This is a genomic window from Burkholderia sp. AU27893 (assembly GCF_002223205.1).
Classification (GTDB): Bacteria; Pseudomonadota; Gammaproteobacteria; order Burkholderiales; family Burkholderiaceae; genus Burkholderia.
In genome coordinates, this window is the sequence record NZ_NKFD01000001.1 from 2,557,796 (window position 1) to 2,574,177 (window position 16,382).

Consider the following 16,382-nt stretch of genomic DNA (forward strand, 5'->3'; position numbering starts at 1 on the left):
GGTGACGCCGGGCATGCAGACGGACGGTTTCATGTCAGCGCTCCAGGGTGTCGAATTGAATGCGCGGATCGACCCACACATAGCAGAGATCGGAGATCAGCTTGGTCGTGAGCCCGATCAGCGTGAACAGATAAAGCGTGCCGAGCACGACCGGATAGTCGCGCCGCACGACCGACTCGTACGACAGCAGCCCGAGGCCGTCGAGCGAGAACAGCGTCTCGATCAGCAGGCTGCCGGTGAAGAACGCGCCGATGAACGCGGCCGGAAAGCCGACGATCAGCGGCAGCATCGCATTACGGAACACGTGCTTCCACAGCACGTTGCGCTCGGAGAGCCCCTTCGCGCGCGCGGTCAGCACGTATTGCCGGCGGATCTGGTCGAGGAACGCGTTCTTCGTGAGCATCGTGACGACCGCGAAGCTGCCGACGACCGACGCCGTGATCGGCAGCGCGATGTGCCACAGATAGTCGAGCACCTTGCCGACGAGCGACAGCTGCGCGAAGTTGTCCGACGTGAGCCCGCGCAGCGGGAACAGCTGCCAGAACGAGCCGCCGCCGAACAGCACGAGCAGCAGCACGCCGAGTACGAAGCCCGGAATCGCATAGCCGACGAGCACGACGAGGCTCGTCGCGACGTCGAACGGCGAACCGTTGCGCACGGCCTTTGCGATGCCGAGCGGCACCGATATCAGGTACGTGAGGAAGAACGTCCACAGCCCGATGCTGATCGACACGGGCAGCTTCTGCACCACCAGCGACCACACGCTCTGGTGGCGAAAGTAGCTGTCGCCGAGATCGAAGCGCGCGAAGCGCTTGAGCATCAGCCAGTAGCGCTCCAGCGGCGGTTTGTCGAAGCCGTACAGCGCCTTGAGCTGCGCGAGCTGCTGCGCGTCGACGCCGGTGTGCGCACGCATCCCGAACGGCACCGCGCCCTGCTCCGTCGCGCCCTTGCGCAATTCCTGCACGGCCTGTTCGACGGGGCCGCCCGGCACGAACTGGATCACCGCGAACGTGAGGGTCAGCACGCCGATGAGCGTCGGGATCATCAGCAGCAGGCGTTTGAGGATGTAGCTCCACATAGGGCGTCGACTCGCGATCGGTAGGCGGGATGGGACGTCAGGGCGGCGTGGTTCAGTGATCGGGCTTCGCCCACCACGTCGACACGACCCAGCCCTCGGCCGAATAGTACAGCGGCAGCGTCTGCGGATAGGCAAGCGTGCGCTTGTACGCGACCCGGTGCGTCGTGCTGTACCACTGCGGGACCGCGTAGTAGCCGTGCATCAGCACGCGGTCGAGCGCGTGCGTCGCGTCGAGCAGGTCTTCGCGCGTCTGCGCGGTACCGAGCGCGTGCAGCAGCGCGTCGACGGCCGGCGACTTCAACCCGATGAAGTTGTCGGAGCCCGGCTCGTCGGCGAACTTGCTCGCGTAACGCGAGTATTGCTCGGCGCCCGGCACCTGCACGCCCGGCAGGCGGATCGTCGTCATGTCGTAGTCGAACGCGTCGAGACGCTTTTGCAGCAGCGCGAAATCGGCCGTGCGAAAACGTGCGTCGATGCCGAGCTTCGCCAGATTGCGCTGGTACGCCGCCACGATCCCTTCCATTGCCGCGCCGGAATCGTCGAGTATCTCGAACGTGAACGGCTCGCCCTTCGCGTTGCGCAACGCGCCGTCCCGATAGGTCCAGCCGGCCTGCGCGAGCAGTGCGCGCGCCTTCAACAGGTTCGCGCGCAGCGAGCCCGGCGGATTCGTGTTCGGCTGCGTGACCACCGGACCGAACACGGCCGGGTCGAGCTGCGCGCGCAGCGGCTCCAGCAGCTTCAGCTCGCCGGGGCCCGGCGTGCCGGTCGCCTGCAGGTCGGTGTCGGCGAAGTAGCTGTTCATCCGCGTGTAGGCGCTGTAAAACAGCTGGCGGTTCAGCCATTCGAAGTCGAACGCGAGGTCGAGCGCCTGGCGCACGCGCACGTCGCGAAACAGCGGCCGGCGCAGGTTCATGAAGAAGCCCTGCATGCCCGCGCCGTTATGCTGGCGGAATTCCCGCTTGACGAGCTCGCCGTTGTCGAAGCGCTTGCCGACGTCGCGGCGCGTCCAGTTGCGCGCGATGTACTCGACGAGCACGTCGTATTCGCCGGCCTTGAACGCCTCGAGCCGCGCGACGCCGTCGCCGTACAGTTTGTAGACGATCCGCTCGAAGTTGTTGGTGCCCACCCGCACCGGCAGGTCGGCGCCCCAGTAGGCCGGGTTGCGTCGGTAAGTGATCGTCCGGCCGTTGTCGTAATGGTCGATCAGGTACGGGCCGCTGCCGATCGGCTGCTCGAACGCGAGCTGGTCGAACGGGATGCGCGAGCCGTCCGCGCGCAATCCCCACTTGCGGGAAAACACCGGCACGCCGCCGGCGATCAGCGGCAGTTCGCGGTTCGCGCTGCGGAACTCGAAGCGCACGGTGGCCGGATCGACGACCACGGCCTTCGCGATCTCCGCGAAATACGCGGCGAACTGCGGCGCGGCCTGCTTGCTCTTCAGCGTGTCGAACGAGAACTTGACGTCGTCGGCGGTGACGCGCTCGCCGTTCGAGAAGCGCGCGCGCGGATTCAGGTGGAACGTGACCGACCGGCGATCCGGCGCGATGTCGATGTCGTCGGCGAGCAGCCCGTACGCCGAGGCCGGCTCGTCCGAGCTGCCGGTCGCGAGGCTCTCGAACAGCATGTCGATGCCCGGCGCCGGGTTGCCGCGCATCGTGAACGGGTTGAACTTGTCGAACGAGGTCAGCCGGTTCGGGTTCGCCAGCACGAGCGTGCCGCCCTTCGGCGCATCGGGGTTGACGTAGTCGAAATGCTTGAAGCCCGGCGGATACTTCGGCTCGCCGTACTGCGCAATGGCGTAGGCCGCGTGCGCAGCAGTCGCGGCCAGCACCGCTTGCAGCACGAACACCGCGGCCGTGCGGCCGGCAGTTCGTACCGCACGGCGGACGCGCGCGGCGGCGGCCCGGGGCGAACCCTTCGTCATAGAGGCCCTGTCGGTCGAATGAGGGGAGTAACGAGGGACGATTCTACCCATTCAAGCCGGCGAGCCAAAAGAAAACCGCCACGCGGGCGGTTTCTTCACGAGCGGGATCGGGGGCGCGCATCAGGCGGGCGCGCCCTGCCGATCAGTGCCAGCCGTTGTGGCGGCCGTTGTCCCAGTGGCCGCGATCGCCGCGATCGCCCCAGCCGCGGCCGTGATGGCGGTACCACTCGTCACGGCCCCAGTAGCGGCGGCCGTCCCAGTAGCGGTCACCGTGCCAGCCGATCACGATGGCCGGTCCCGGTGCGTACACCGGGGCGGGCGCGTAGACCGGCGCAGGCTGATAGACGACCGGCGGCGGAGGCGGCGGCGCATACACGGGTGCGGGCGCGACGTAGACCGGCGCCGGAACGCCGAGATTGATCCCGACATTGACTCCCGCCATTGCTGCGCCCGACACGAGCAACGCCGTCATACCGGTCAAGAGCGAGGCAACACGCAAGGTCTTCATGGATTCCTCTTCTGGTTGTTTCATGTGTGATTCGACTATAACGGCAAGCGCCGTCTCCACATATTTCCACTTTGTAAGAACTGATGCGCCGCGTCGCAACGGTAAGCCCGCGCTAACGTCTTGTAACAATCGACGCCCGCCCCGCCCCCTCACGCCCCGTTCCTAAAACATCTTTCATCCTGCGCCGCGCCCCGCGTTAAGCGGCGCCACGCACACTGCGCGAGCCGAACCGGGCGCCCCGCCGCGCTTCGGCACTTCGCTGACAGGCCGGCGCCCCGCGCCGGCGGAGACCTCGCCGATGCTGAAACTCGTCCGACTCGCGCTTGCGCGCCCCTATACATTCATCGTCCTCGCGTTGCTGATCCTGATCGCGGGGCCACTCGCGGCGCTGCGCACGCCGACCGACATCTTCCCCGACATCCGGATTCCGGTCATCAGCGTGGTGTGGAACTACGCGGGCCTGCAGCCGGCCGACATGGCCGGGCGCATCGTCACCTACTACGAGCGTACGCTCGGCACGACGGTCAACGACGTTGCGCACATCGAGTCGCAATCGTTCCGCAGCTTCGGGATCGTCAAGATCTTCTTCCAGCCGAGCGTCGACATCCGCACCGCGACCGCACAGGTCACGTCGATTTCGCAGACCGTGCTCAAGCAGATGCCGCCGGGCACCACGCCGCCGCAGATCCTCAACTACAACGCGTCGACCGTACCCGTGCTGCAGCTGGCGCTGACGAGCGACACGCTGAACGAACAGCAGCTCGGCGACTACGCGACCAACGTGATCCGGCCGCAGCTGCTGTCCGTCGCGGGAGTCGCGATTCCGTCGCCGTACGGCGGCAAGGTGCGCCAGGTGCAGATCGATCTCGATCCGCAGGCGCTGCAGGCCAAGGGGCTGTCCGCGCAGGATGTCGCGACCGCGCTGGCGCAGCAGAACCAGATCATCCCGGCCGGCACGCAAAAGATCGGCGGCTTCGAGTACAACATCCGGCTCAACGACAGCCCGCTGACCATCGACCAGCTCAATGCGCTGCCGATCCGGAGCGTGAACGGCGCGGTGATCTTCATGCGCGACGTCGCGCACGTGCGCGACGGTTATCCTCCGCAGGGCAACATCGTGCGCGTCGACGGCCGGCGCGCGGTGCTGATGAGCGTGCTGAAAAGCGGTTCGGCGTCGACGCTCGACATCATCTCGGGCGTCAAGGCGCAGTTGCCGCGCATCGAGGCGACCCTGCCGCCTTCGCTCAGGCTCGTCGTGATGGGCGACCAGTCCGTGTTCGTCAAGGGCGCCGTCAGCGGCGTGGCCCGTGAAGGCCTGATCGCCGCCGCGCTCACGTCCGCGATGATCCTGCTGTTCCTCGGCAGCTGGCGCTCGACGCTGATCATCGCCGCGTCCATTCCGCTCGCCGTGCTGGCCGCGATCGCGGCGCTCGCGGCCGCGGGCGAGACGCTCAACGTGATGACGCTCGGCGGGCTCGCGCTCGCAGTCGGCATTCTCGTCGACGATGCCACCGTCACGATCGAGAACGTGAACTGGCACCTCGAACAGGGCAAGGCAGTGCGCGATGCGATCCTCGACGGCGCGTCGCAGATCGTCGCGCCGGCCTTCGTGTCGCTGCTGTGCATCTGCATCGTGTTCGTGCCGATGCTGCTGCTCGACGGCGTGGCCCGCTTCCTGTTCGTGCCGATGGCCGAAGCCGTGATCTTCGCAATGATCGCGTCGTTCGTGCTGTCGCGCACGTTCGTGCCGATGATGGCCCGCTACCTGTTGAAACCGCATGCCGCGCATCCGGTGGCCGCGCTCGCGCCGCACGGCGCGCCGTTCCCGCCGCCACGTGCGCGCAATCCGCTCGTCGCGTTCCAGCAGGGGTTCGAGCGTCGCTTCGCGGCTCTTCGCGCCGGCTACCGCGTCGTGCTCGGCCTCGCACTCGTCCACCGTGCGCGCTTCGTCGCGCTGTTCCTCGCGGCGGTGGCCGTGTCGTTCGTGCTGGTGCCGTGGCTCGGCCGCAATTTCTTTCCGTCGGTCGACGCAGGCGAAATCGCGATTCACGTGCGCGCACCGATCGGCACGCGCATCGAGGAAACGGCCGCGCTGTTCGACCACGTCGAGCAGACGGTGCGCGGCGTCGTGCCGCCGCACGCGATCGCGAGCATCGTCGACAACATGGGACTGCCGAACAGCGGGATCAACCTCACGTACAGCAACAGCGGCACCATCGGCCCGCAGGACGGCGACATCCTCGTGTCGCTCACGGGCGACCACGCGCCGACCGCTGACTACGTCAAGCAGTTGCGTACGCGGCTGCCGCGCGCGTTTCCCGGCGTGACGTTCTCGTTCCTGCCCGCCGACATCGTTAGCCAGATCCTCAACTTCGGCGCGCCCGCACCGATCGACGTGCAGGTGACGGGCCCCGATCGCGCCGCCAACCGCGCCTATGCGACCGAGTTGTTGCGGCGCGTCCGCAGCGTGCCGGGAGTGGCCGACGCGCGCATGCAGCAGGCGTCAACCTATCCGCAATTCACCGTATCGGTCGACCGCACGCGCGCCGCGCAACTCGGCATCACCGAGCAGGACGTCACCAATGCCGTGGTCGCCAGCCTGTCCGGCACGAGCCAGGTGTCGCCGACCTACTGGCTCGATCCGCACAACGGCGTGTCGTATCCGATCGTCGCGCAGACGCCCCAGTACCGGATGGCGTCGCTGGCGGACCTGCGCGCGCTGCCCGTCACGGGCCGCTCGGGTGCGCCGCAACTGCTCGGCGGGCTCGCGACGATCGTGCGCGGACAGACCGACGCGGTCGTGTCGCACTACGACATCGCCCCGCTGTACGACATCTTCGCGACGACGCAGGACCGCGATCTCGGCGCGGTCAGCGCCGACATCGATCGCGTGCTGCACGCGAGCGCGGCTGGGTTACCCAAGGGGTCGCGCGTGACCCTGCGCGGCCAGGTGCAGACGATGAACGGCGCATTCGGCGGGCTGCTCGCGGGCCTCGCCGGCGCGATCCTGCTGATCTACCTGCTGATCGTCGTCAACTTCCATTCGTGGCGCGACGCGTTCGTGATCGTGAGCGGCCTGCCCGCGGCGCTCGCCGGCATCGTCTGGATGCTGTTCGTCACGCGCACGCCGCTGTCGGTGCCGGCCCTGACGGGCGCGATCCTGTGCATGGGGGTCGCGACCGCGAACAGCATCCTCGTCGTGACTTTCGCGCGCGAACGGCTCGCGCACACCGCCGATGCGGCCGTCGCCGCGCTCGAAGCCGGCTTCACGCGCTTTCGGCCCGTGATGATGACCGCGCTCGCGATGATCATCGGCATGGCGCCGATGGCCCTCGGTCTCGGCGACGGCGGCGAGCAGAACGCGCCGCTCGGCCGCGCGGTCATCGGCGGCCTGCTGTGCGCGACCGTCGCGACGCTCGTGTTCGTGCCCGTCGTGTTCAGCCTCGTCCACCGGCGCGATCGCGCGCCTCGTTCCGAATCCCTGCCCCTCACTCCGGGAGAACAGCATGTCCACTGAATTCGACGTCCGCCCCCCTGGCACGCCGCGCTACCTGAAACCGCTCGCGATCGCGGGCGCCATCGCCGCGCTCGCCGTCGCGGCGGCCGGCGTCGTCGCCCGCCTGCACGATGCGCACGCGGTCGCCGCCTGGACCGTGCAACAGGCGATCCCGACCGTCGCGACGGTTGCGCCCCAGCCGGCCGCGGCCGATGCGCTGGTGCTGCCCGGCCGGCTCGATGCGTACGTCGACGCACCGATCTATGCGCGCGTGCCCGGCTACCTGCACGCGTGGTACGCCGACATCGGCGCGCATGTGAAAGCCGGCCAGTTGCTCGCGTCGATCGACACGCCCGATCTCGACCAGCAATTGCAGCAGGCACGCGCGGACCTGCAGAGCGCGAGCGCGAACGAACGGCTTGCGGCCGTCACGGCAACCCGCTGGGCCGAGATGCTCGCGCAGGATTCCGTCTCGCAGCAGGAGGCCGACGAGAAACGCAGCGACCTCGACGCGAAACGCGCGGCCGTCGCGGCGAGCACCGCCAACGTGCGACGGCTCGAAGCGCTCGAATCGTTCAAGCGGCTCACCGCGCCGTTCGACGGCATCGTGACGGCCCGCAAGACCGATGTCGGCGCGCTCATCGACGCGGGCAGCGGCAACGGCGCCGAGCTCTTCACCGTCTCGGACGCGCGGCGGCTGCGACTGTACGTCCACGTTCCGCAAGACGACGCGGCCGCGATCCGCGCAGGCATGCATGTCGCGCTGACCGTGCCCGAGCGGCCCGGCATGACGTTCGACGCCACGCTCGCGGATTCCGCCCAATCGATCGATCCGGCTTCCGGCACGCTGCTCGCGCAGTTCTCGATCGCCAACCCGGCAGGCACGCTGTTTCCGGGCGAGTACGCGCAGGTGCGGATCGCGATGCCCGGCGCCGCGCATGCGCTCTCGATTCCGGCAAGCACGCTGATCTTTCGCCACGACGGGTTGCAAGTCGCCGTACTCGATGCAACCGGGCATGCGCGGCTGCGCAACGTATCGATCTCGACCGATCTCGGCACGCGTGTCGAGATCGCATCGGGGCTCGCGGCCGCCGACCGCGTGATCGACAATCCACCCGATTCGCTCGCCGACGGCGACCCCGTGCGTATCGCCGGCACCACGGCGACGGAGCATGCGCATGGCTGACCGTCTGCTCGCTGTGTGGCTGGGCAGCGTCGCGCTGCTCGCCGGCTGCTCGTTGGCGCCGGCCTATCGCGTGCCGGCCGTTCCGATGCCGGCTGCGTTTCGCGAAACGGGCGCGTGGGTCGATGCCGTACCAGCCGATCGTCTGCCGCGTGACGGCTGGTGGCGCGTGTACGGCGACGCGACACTCGACCGGCTCGAACCGCTCGTCGCACGCGCGAACCCCGACCTCGCCGCTGCCGTCGCAAGGCACGACGAAGCCGCCGCGCTGTTCGACGAGGCGCATGCGGCATTGCTGCCGACCGTGGGGCTCGATGCCGAGACCGACCGCGACCGTCAGTCCGCGCGGCGGCCGCTGCGCGGCAGCGGTCAGCCGGACACCTATGAGTCGAACACGCTGGAAGCGGGATTCGGCTACGACGTCGACCTGTGGGGCAAGGTCCGCAACGCGGTCGCGGCCGGCCGCGACGACGCGCAGGCGGCCGACGACGACCTCGCGTCGGTCCGGCTCAGCCTGCAGGCCGCCGTCGCCAGCACCTACTTCGACCTCGCGGGGCTCGACCGGGAAGCGGACACGCTCGCGCAAACGATCGACACGTACCGCCGTGCGTGGCAACTGACGGTCAGTCGCCATCGCGGCGGCCTCGCATCGGGGCTCGACGTTTCGCGTGCGCAAACGCAACTCGCGCTCGCCCAGGCGCGTGCTTCCGACATCGCCGCGCGTCGCGCGCTCGACGAGCATGCGATCGCGGCACTCGTCGGGGAATCCGCGTCGACGTTCTCGCTGCCGCCCGTTGCGGCACTGCCGGGCGTGCCGTCGATTCCGACGGGACTCGCGTCGACGCTGCTCGAACGCAGGCCCGACGTCGCCGCCGCCGAACGCCGCGTCGCGGCCGCGAACGCGCGAATCGGCGTCGCACGCGCCGCGTACTTTCCCGACCTGTCGCTCGGCCTCGACGCCGGGTTCCAGAGCGATACGTTTTCGCCGTGGCTCGCCGCGCCCAACGAGATCTGGTCGATCGGGCCGCGTCTCGCGATGACGCTGTTCGACGGGGGCCGGCGTGCCGCCGGCGTACGCCGTGCGCGCGCGCAGCTCGCCGAACAGGGCGCGCGCTACCGCGCGGTCGTGCTGCAGGCATTCCGCGACGTCGAGGACGATCTCGCGCAGTTGCACCGCCTCGGCGACGAATCGGACCAGGACGACGCGGCGCTCGTCGCGGCGCGGCACTCGCTTGCGCTGGCGATGTCGCGCTATCGCGACGGCGCGGTCAGCTATCTCGACGTGGTCACCGCGCAGACGACCGAACTCGATACGCAGATCGCGGCGCTCGACGTCGACGCCCGACGCCTGCAGGCATCCGTCGGGCTCGTGCGCGCGCTCGGCGGCGGCTGGCACGCCGCACGTTCATGAACGTTTCTTCATCGGCGCGCCCGGTGCCCGCACGGGCGCATCCGATAACGTCGATCCTGCCGGCATCGCCATCGCAGCACCGGCCACTGTCACTTGAAAAGGATCACGCCATGAAGACATTGATGTTCGCCACCCTGCTCTCCGCCCTGTGCGTCGCGCTGCCCGGCCGGGCCAGCGCAACGCAGCCCGACACCGCGACTGCGCCGCAGACGTACGCCGCGACCGCTTCCGCATCGTTGTCGTCGCAACCGGCATGGAACGCGCGGTCAGCAACACCGCTGACACGTGCACAGGTTTATCGTGAACTCGTCCGTGCCGAACGCGACGGCCAGCTCGCGCAACTCAACCGCGAACTCTATTCGCACTGAACGTGCGCAACCGAACCTGCCGCGCGACGCGCGGCATCGCGCTGTGCCATCTGCCAGGCACAGCGCGATGCCGCTCCGTCACCCGCCCGCGTCGAACCTGAAGCCGAATCGCGCGACCGTTTCGATGCGCGCGGAAAACGCGTGTGCGGCCAGCTTGCGCCGCAACCGCACGACCAGCGCATTGACCGTCTCGGGTTCGACGTCGGCATCACCCCACGCATAACGCAGCACGGCGTCGCGCCCGACCGGTCGCCCCGCTTCGCGCAGCAGGCATTCGACGAGGCGAAATTCCCGCATGCTCAACGCCAACCTCCGGCCCCGCTCCTCGAGTGCACGCGCGGCCACGTCGAGCCGGACCGACTCGCGCATTGCGATGACACCGTTGCGGCGCCACAGCGCACGCAACCGCTCGTGCAGCTCCACGAACGAACAGGGATGGGCAAGACACACATCGCAGCCGGCCAGCAACATCCGCACGCGCTGCGCAGGTGTCGTCCCGCCCACGATCGCGGCAATCGTTGCGCCGCCCGCCGATGCGGCGAGTCGCGGCAATGCCTCGAGCATCGCGGGGTCGGCAGCGGTATCGGGCGCAATGATCACGATGGCATCGAACCGGTCCTGGGTCGCCACGAAGCAGCCATCGCGCCATCCGTCGACGCGCTCGACGCCGTGCGTGCTCTCGCGAAAGGCCTTGTCGAGCCGCGCCGCCTCCGGGTTCGGCGAAGAAATCAGCAGGATGCGCATCGCTCGTTCCCCGACGCCATCATGCGAGCGAGCGCGGCCAGCATTCGACCGTGATCGCCGCACCGGCCAGCGGTGCATCGCCGATCCGCAGCGCAAAGCCGTGCACGCGCATCACCGCCGAGACGATGCTCAGCCCCAACCCCGAGCCGCTCACATGGCGCGTGCGCTCGCCGCGATAGAAACGCTCGAGCACCGCGTCGCGTTCGCCGGGCGGGATGCCGGGCCCGGTGTCCTCGATCCGCACGAGCGGCCCGCTCGGCGTTGACTGGAGCGCGACGCGCACGCGGCCGCCCGGCGGCGTGAACTTGATCGCGTTGTCCGCGAGATTACTGAATGCCTCGAACAGCAACGCGCGATCGCCGTGAATGCGGTCGACCGATGCTGAAGCGAGTTCGAACGACACGTCGACGGCTTCGGCCAGCGGCTCATAGAGCTCGCAAACGTCGCGCAGCAAGGCCGCGACGTCGACCGCGGCAAAGCCGCCACGCCGGCTCAGCGTGCCGATCTCGGAGATGCGCAGCATCGCGCGAAAGCGCTCGAGCAAGCGGTCGGTCTCGTCGCGCGCCGACGCGAGCAATGCCGACGACGCAGGGTCGTCCGCGCAAAACGGCTGCTCCGCGAGCCGGGCCAGCATCGTGTGCACGCGTGCGAGCGGCGTACGCAGATCGTGCGCGATGCCGTCGCAGGTATGGCGCACCTCGCCCATCAGCCGTTCGACTTCGTCGAGCATGTGGTTCACGAGATGCGCGAGCAGGTCGAGTTCGTCGTAGCGTCCGACCGGCAGCCGCTTGCCGAGATCGCCCTCGGCGATCTGCCGCGTGACGCGCCGGATCGCGGCGACGCGGCGCATCTGCCGCATGCCGAGCATGCTGCCGCCCGCGATGCCCGCGATCAGGATCATCACGCCGCCGATCACGAGCCCGCGGATCGCGACATCGCGGATCTGGATGAAATGCGACAGGTCGCGTGCGACGACCAGCGTCATCCCGTTGTCGCGGCGTACCGCCATCGCGCGCGTGATCGGCGCGGGCTGGCCGTCGAGCGGCGCAAGCGTGCGGTTCAGCGTGCGTCCGTGGCGATCCGTGCGCAGCGCGGGCGGCGTCGCGATGTCCCCGGCCACGCGGCGCCCGTTCGCGTCGAACAGCCCGTAGAAACTGGTATGCATATGCTCGTGCTCGAGCCGCCGGTGGATCGCGAGCGGCAGCTCGGCATCGGGAATCGAATCGAAATAGATCAGTTGCCACGCGAGCACCTCGTCGGTGTCGCGCGCCATCGTGTGCGTCGCGGCCACGCTGATCACGCCCGCGAGCACGAGCAGCGAAACCGAGAAGATCGCCGCATACGCGCACAGCCACCGAAACGTCGTCGTGTGCCAGCGGCGCGTGAAGTTCGCCGCGCGAGCCGCATCCATCCGGGCCTCCGTCATGCGAGCATGTAGCCCGAGCCGCGCACCGTCTGGATCATCGGGGTCACGCCGGGCGGATCGATCTTCTTGCGCAACCGGCCCATGTGGACGTCGATCAGGTTGGTGCCGGGATCGAAGTGATAGCCCCATACCGTCTCGAACAGCATCGTGCGCGTGATCGTCTGCCCCGCATTGCGCATCATGAATTCGAGCACGCGGAACTCGGTGGGCAGCAGCGGAATCTCGTCGGCCCCGCGACGTGCGCAGCGCGAAATGAGGTCGAGTTCGAGCGCCCCGACCTTCAACAGCGTCTGCTGCGGCACGCCCGACGCCTGCCGGCGACGCAGCAGCACCTCGATGCGGGCGCTCAGCTCGCCGGAATCGAACGGCTTCGTCAGGTAATCGTCGCCGCCCGCGCGCAGCCCGCGGATGCGCTCGTCGACATCGCCGAGCGCGCTCAGCATCAGCACCGGCGTATCGATGCCGACCGTGCGCATCGCGGTCAGGATCGCGAGGCCATCCGCGCCCGGCAGCATCCGGTCGAGCGTGATCGCGTCGTACGATGCGCTCATCGCGCGCAGCATGCCTTCGCGGCCGTTGTCGATCCAGTCGACCTCGAACCCGCGCGCGGTCAATTCGCCGACGATTTCGTTCGCGGTCACCGCATCATCCTCGACCGTCAGTACTCGCATGGTTGCCCTCGCAATGAACGTCATGACGGGCGCACGCGATGCGCCCGCGACTATCGTAGCCGCCTCGATCGCCGTCCGGCGCTACATGAAAAATGCTTCATCCGGCGCCGTGGCGCACGGGTGAAACATGTTTCATCCGGGCGTCGCCCGCCCCGTCGTGCACGCCGCCTACGCTGACGTCATGCGGCATCGGGCCGCGCAACCAGGAGCTTCCGGATGAAACTGTCGACTACCGTCGCCTGCATGCTGCTCGCATGCGCCAGCACCGCCGCGTTCGCGGCACCGCACCTGACGCCGCAGGAATGCAACGCGTATCCGTTCGTCCACACCGGCCACGACGTCACGCATGCGGACCTCGTGCGCGAGCTGACCGAACTCGAACAGGTCGGCTACGAGCCAGCGCATGCGAGCCCGTATTACCCCGACGATCTCGACGGTGCAAAAGATCGGCTCGCCGCCGAGTATCGTGCGGACTGTTCGCATGCGCTGACCGCCGATGCGGGCGCCCGGCACTGATCCTGCCACCCGGCACAACACGGCCGGGAAAAGCAAAAAGCGGCACGCGAGTGCCGCCTTTTCTGCATGAACGCGCATGGATTGCTACCGCTGCGCTTGGCTGCCGCTCAGCGCGACATCATGTTCATGCTGACGTTGTGCATCACCCACAGCGTGCCGACGATCAGGATCGCCGCGGTCAGCACCGTGTAGCTGAACGCCATCACGTTCCAGCGCTGCCCCGACGAGCCGTTCATGTGCAGGAAGTACACGAGGTGCACGACGATCTGCACGAACGCGAGCACGGCCAGCGCGACCAGCGACGCGTGCGGCGACAGCACGCCGCCCATCACGAGGCCGAACGACGCGGCCGTGAGCAGCACCGACAGGATGAAACCGGCGACGTAGCCGCCGACACTGCCGTGCCCTTCTTCGAGTTGAGACGAATGCGAATGGGCCATTTAGATCACGCTCGCGAGATAGACAAAGGAAAACACGCAGATCCACACGATGTCGAGGAAGTGCCAGAACAGGCTCAGGCACGTCAGGCGTCGCAGGTCGCGGTCGGTCATGTCGCCGCCGCGCAACACGATCTGCCCGGCGAGCACGACCATCCACAGCAGGCCGGCCGTCACGTGCAGCCCGTGCGTGCCGACCAGCGTGAAGAACGCCGACAGGAACGCGCTGCGCTGCGGGCCTGCGCCCTCCGCGATCAGGTGCGAGAACTCGCGCAGCTCCATCACGAGAAACGCCGCGCCGAGCACGAACGTCACCGCGAGCCACGCGAGCAGCGCGCCGCGCCGCTGCTTGTACGCAGCGAGCATCGCGAAACCGTACGTGATGCTCGACAGCAGCAGCGCGCCCGTTTCCACCGCGACGCCCGGGATATCGAACAGGTCTTTCGCGGTCGGCCCGCCCGCATACTGCTGGCCGAGCACCGCGAACGTCGCGAACAGCGCCGCGAAGATCACGCAGTCGGTCATCAGGTACAGCCAGAACCCGAACACCGAATGCGACGGCGGATGGTCGTCGTGCTCGAGCAGGGTTGCGCTCAAGGTTTTCTGCAACATCAGTTGGCCTCCAGTTCCACGTCGTCGACGCGCGCAGCCACGCGCTTCGTCGGCTGCTTGTCTTCGATCTTCCGCACCGTCGACGCGGGGATGTAATAGCCGTCGTTGTCGCGCGAGCTGTAGATCACGAGCGTCGCGACGATCCCGACCAGCCCGCCGATCGCCATCCACCAGATGTGCCACACCAGCGCGAAGCCGAGCACCAGGCTGAAGATCGCGACCACGAGGCCCGCGCAGGTATTCGACGGCATGTGGATGTCGCGAATCGCCGCCGGGTTCGGCCGGCCTTCGCCGTGTGCCTTCATGTCCGCATACGCGTCGAGCGTGCGCACTTGCGGGATCACCGCGAAGTTGTAGTCGGCCGGCGGCGACGAAGTCGCCCACTCCAGCGTGCGGCCGCCCCACGGATCGCCCGTCGTGTCGCGGTACTCGGGCAGGTTGCGGTTGCGGATGCTGACCACCAGTTGCAGCAGCTGGCATGCAATGCCGATCGCGATCAACACCGCGCCGAATGCGGCGACCAGCAGCCACGGATGCCAGGCCGGGTTGTCGTAATGGTTGATCCGGCGCGTCATGCCCATGAAGCCGAGCACGTAGAGCGGCACGAATGCGACGTAGAAACCGATCTGCCAGAACCAGAACGCCGCCTTGCCGAGCTTCTCGTTCAGCTTGAAGCCGAACGCCTTCGGGAACCAGTAGTTGAAGCCCGCGAGATAGCCGAACAGCACGCCGCCGATGATCACGTTGTGGAAGTGCGCGATCAGGAACAGGCTGTTGTGCAGCACGAAGTCCGCGCCGGGGATCGCCATCATCACGCCGGTCATGCCGCCGAGCGTGAACGTGACCATGAAGCCGATCGTCCACAGCACGGGCGTCGTGAATTCGATCCGGCCGCGATACATCGTGAACAGCCAGTTGAACACCTTCACGCCGGTCGGGATCGCGATGATCATCGTCATGATGCCGAAGAACGCGTTCACGTTCGCACCCGAGCCCATCGTGAAGAAGTGGTGCAGCCATACGAGGAACGACAGCACCATGATCGCGCAGGTCGCGTACACCATCGTCTTGTAACCGAACAGCGGCTTCTTCGCGAACGTCGAGATGACTTCCGAGAAAATGCCGAACGCCGGCAGGATCAGGATGTACACCTCGGGGTGACCCCATGCCCAGATCAGGTTCAGGTACAGCATCGCGTTGCCGCCGGCTTCGTTCGTGAAGAAGTGCATGCCGAGGTAACGGTCGAGGCCGAGCAGCGCGAGCGTCGCGGTCAGGATCGGGAACGACGCCATGATCAGCACGTTCGTGCAGAGCGCGGTCCACGTGAACACCGGCATCTTCATCAGCGTCATGCCCGGCGCGCGCATCTTGATGATCGTCACGAAGAAGTTCACGCCGGTCAGCAGCGTGCCGACACCCGAGATCTGCAGCGCCCACAGGTAGTAGTCGACCCCTACCCCCGGACTGAACTGCAGCTCCGACAGCGGCGGATACGCGAGCCAGCCCGTCTGGGCGAACTCGCCGATCACGAGCGAGATGTTGATCAGGATCGCGCTGACGGCCGTCATCCAGAACGACAGCGAGTTGATGAACGGGAATGCGACGTCGCGCGCGCCGATCTGCAGCGGCACGATCAGGTTCATCAGGCCGACCATGAACACCATCGCCATGAAGAAGATCATGATCACGCCGTGTGCCGTGAAGACCTGGTCATAGTGGTGCGGCGGCAGGTAGCCGGGCCCGTTGTACGAGAGCGCGAGCTGCATGCGCATCATGATCGCGTCCGCGAAGCCGCGCAGCAGCATGATCAGCGCGACGATGATGTACATCACGCCGAGTTTCTTGTGGTCGACCGTGGTCAGCCATTGCGTCCACAGCCATTTCCACCGGCCGGTGATCGTCAGCGCGGCGAGGATGCCCAGCACGACCAGCCCCATGAAGGCGCCGGCCCCCATGATGATGGGCTGATCGAACGGGATCGCCGAGAGTGTGAGTTTGCCGAACATGC

At 67.6% G+C, this 16,382-nt stretch carries 14 protein-coding genes; 5 read left to right on the forward strand and 9 right to left on the reverse strand.

Translation table 11 applies throughout. The features are described from left to right. Positions 1-34 precede the first annotated feature (34 nt). From CFB47_RS12090 to CFB47_RS12100, 3 genes are all read right to left on the reverse strand, one after another. Positions 35-1,078, reverse strand: coding sequence for a microcin C ABC transporter permease YejB (locus tag CFB47_RS12090; protein WP_089461244.1), 1,044 nt, complete (start codon positions 1,076-1,078; stop codon positions 35-37). A gap of 52 nt (positions 1,079-1,130) precedes the next feature. Further along, positions 1,131-3,002 carry an extracellular solute-binding protein gene (locus tag CFB47_RS12095; RefSeq protein ID WP_089440467.1) on the reverse strand — a complete coding sequence of 624 codons (1,872 nt, stop codon included), beginning with the start codon at positions 3,000-3,002 and terminating at the stop codon, positions 1,131-1,133. A gap of 142 nt (positions 3,003-3,144) precedes the next feature. Continuing rightward, complete coding sequence (locus CFB47_RS12100) at positions 3,145-3,510, reverse strand: hypothetical protein (RefSeq protein ID WP_089456444.1); 366 nt, start codon at positions 3,508-3,510, stop codon at positions 3,145-3,147. A 298-nt stretch (positions 3,511-3,808) separates the two neighbouring features. Here CFB47_RS12100 and CFB47_RS12105 point away from each other — a divergent pair, with 298 nt between their 5' ends. Genes CFB47_RS12105 through CFB47_RS12120 form a run of 4 tightly spaced genes read left to right on the forward strand, consistent with a single transcriptional unit; the run spans position 3,809 to position 9,968 of the window. Further along, positions 3,809-7,027, forward strand: a complete 3,219-nt coding sequence (locus CFB47_RS12105) for an efflux RND transporter permease subunit (RefSeq protein WP_089461245.1) — start codon at positions 3,809-3,811, stop codon at positions 7,025-7,027. Next, positions 7,017-8,192 carry an efflux RND transporter periplasmic adaptor subunit gene (locus CFB47_RS12110; RefSeq protein WP_089461246.1) on the forward strand — a complete coding sequence of 392 codons (1,176 nt, stop codon included), beginning with the start codon at positions 7,017-7,019 and terminating at the stop codon, positions 8,190-8,192. Before CFB47_RS12105 ends, CFB47_RS12110 begins: the two co-directional genes overlap by 11 nt. Beyond that, positions 8,185-9,600, forward strand: coding sequence for an efflux transporter outer membrane subunit (locus CFB47_RS12115; RefSeq protein WP_089461422.1), 1,416 nt, complete (start codon positions 8,185-8,187; stop codon positions 9,598-9,600). The genes CFB47_RS12110 and CFB47_RS12115 overlap by 8 nt, the downstream gene beginning before the upstream one ends. Further along, positions 9,597-9,968 (forward strand): DUF4148 domain-containing protein, encoded by a 372-nt coding sequence (locus CFB47_RS12120; protein ID WP_256946679.1) that lies wholly within the window; start codon positions 9,597-9,599, stop codon positions 9,966-9,968. The genes CFB47_RS12115 and CFB47_RS12120 overlap by 4 nt, the downstream gene beginning before the upstream one ends. A 78-nt stretch (positions 9,969-10,046) precedes the next feature. On the opposite strand, the gene CFB47_RS12125 is transcribed toward CFB47_RS12120, so the two are convergent. The 3 genes from CFB47_RS12125 to CFB47_RS12135 are packed head-to-tail and all read right to left on the reverse strand — an operon-like array spanning position 10,047 to position 12,809. Further along, a complete protein-coding gene (locus CFB47_RS12125) occupies positions 10,047-10,712 on the reverse strand; it encodes a response regulator transcription factor (RefSeq protein ID WP_089461248.1) in 666 nt (221 codons plus the stop codon). Positions 10,713-10,731: 19 nt separating this feature from the next. Further along, positions 10,732-12,123: a HAMP domain-containing sensor histidine kinase gene (locus tag CFB47_RS12130; RefSeq protein WP_089456626.1), complete on the reverse strand. Its 1,392-nt coding sequence runs from the start codon at positions 12,121-12,123 to the stop codon at positions 10,732-10,734. Positions 12,124-12,134: 11 nt separating this feature from the next. Then, the gene (locus tag CFB47_RS12135) at positions 12,135-12,809 is read right to left on the reverse strand and encodes a response regulator transcription factor (protein WP_039342574.1); all 675 of its coding nucleotides are present in this window, start codon (positions 12,807-12,809) and stop codon (positions 12,135-12,137) included. A gap of 216 nt (positions 12,810-13,025) precedes the next feature. Here CFB47_RS12135 and CFB47_RS12140 point away from each other — a divergent pair, with 216 nt between their 5' ends. Beyond that, the gene (locus CFB47_RS12140) at positions 13,026-13,325 is read left to right on the forward strand and encodes a DUF4148 domain-containing protein (protein ID WP_089440475.1); all 300 of its coding nucleotides are present in this window, start codon (positions 13,026-13,028) and stop codon (positions 13,323-13,325) included. 107 nt (positions 13,326-13,432) lie between these two features. On the opposite strand, the gene cyoD is transcribed toward CFB47_RS12140, so the two are convergent. The 3 genes from cyoD to cyoB are packed head-to-tail and all read right to left on the reverse strand — an operon-like array spanning position 13,433 to position 16,380. Further along, positions 13,433-13,765, reverse strand: a complete 333-nt coding sequence (cyoD, locus tag CFB47_RS12145) for a cytochrome o ubiquinol oxidase subunit IV (RefSeq protein WP_009692722.1) — start codon at positions 13,763-13,765, stop codon at positions 13,433-13,435. Next, on the reverse strand, positions 13,766-14,374 hold the full coding sequence (cyoC, locus tag CFB47_RS12150; RefSeq protein WP_089461249.1) for a cytochrome o ubiquinol oxidase subunit III: 609 nt from the start codon (positions 14,372-14,374) through the stop codon (positions 13,766-13,768). Then, positions 14,374-16,380, reverse strand: coding sequence for a cytochrome o ubiquinol oxidase subunit I (cyoB, locus tag CFB47_RS12155; RefSeq protein WP_089440478.1), 2,007 nt, complete (start codon positions 16,378-16,380; stop codon positions 14,374-14,376). Before cyoB ends, cyoC begins: the two co-directional genes overlap by 1 nt. Positions 16,381-16,382: the final 2 nt, after the last annotated feature.

Coding starts and splice junctions, on each gene's coding strand:
- CFB47_RS12090 (WP_089461244.1), bottom strand. CDS start 1,078: ATGTGGAGCTACATCCTCAAACGCCTGCTGCTGATGATCCCGACGCTC.
- CFB47_RS12095 (WP_089440467.1), bottom strand. CDS start 3,002: ATGACGAAGGGTTCGCCCCGGGCCGCCGCCGCGCGCGTCCGCCGTGCG.
- CFB47_RS12100 (WP_089456444.1), bottom strand. CDS start 3,510: ATGAAGACCTTGCGTGTTGCCTCGCTCTTGACCGGTATGACGGCGTTG.
- CFB47_RS12105 (WP_089461245.1), top strand. CDS start 3,809: ATGCTGAAACTCGTCCGACTCGCGCTTGCGCGCCCCTATACATTCATC.
- CFB47_RS12110 (WP_089461246.1), top strand. CDS start 7,017: ATGTCCACTGAATTCGACGTCCGCCCCCCTGGCACGCCGCGCTACCTG.
- CFB47_RS12115 (WP_089461422.1), top strand. CDS start 8,185: ATGGCTGACCGTCTGCTCGCTGTGTGGCTGGGCAGCGTCGCGCTGCTC.
- CFB47_RS12120 (WP_256946679.1), top strand. CDS start 9,597: ATGAACGTTTCTTCATCGGCGCGCCCGGTGCCCGCACGGGCGCATCCG.
- CFB47_RS12125 (WP_089461248.1), bottom strand. CDS start 10,712: ATGCGCATCCTGCTGATTTCTTCGCCGAACCCGGAGGCGGCGCGGCTC.
- CFB47_RS12130 (WP_089456626.1), bottom strand. CDS start 12,123: ATGGATGCGGCTCGCGCGGCGAACTTCACGCGCCGCTGGCACACGACG.
- CFB47_RS12135 (WP_039342574.1), bottom strand. CDS start 12,809: ATGCGAGTACTGACGGTCGAGGATGATGCGGTGACCGCGAACGAAATC.
- CFB47_RS12140 (WP_089440475.1), top strand. CDS start 13,026: ATGAAACTGTCGACTACCGTCGCCTGCATGCTGCTCGCATGCGCCAGC.
- cyoD (WP_009692722.1), bottom strand. CDS start 13,765: ATGGCCCATTCGCATTCGTCTCAACTCGAAGAAGGGCACGGCAGTGTC.
- cyoC (WP_089461249.1), bottom strand. CDS start 14,374: ATGTTGCAGAAAACCTTGAGCGCAACCCTGCTCGAGCACGACGACCAT.
- cyoB (WP_089440478.1), bottom strand. CDS start 16,380: ATGTTCGGCAAACTCACACTCTCGGCGATCCCGTTCGATCAGCCCATC.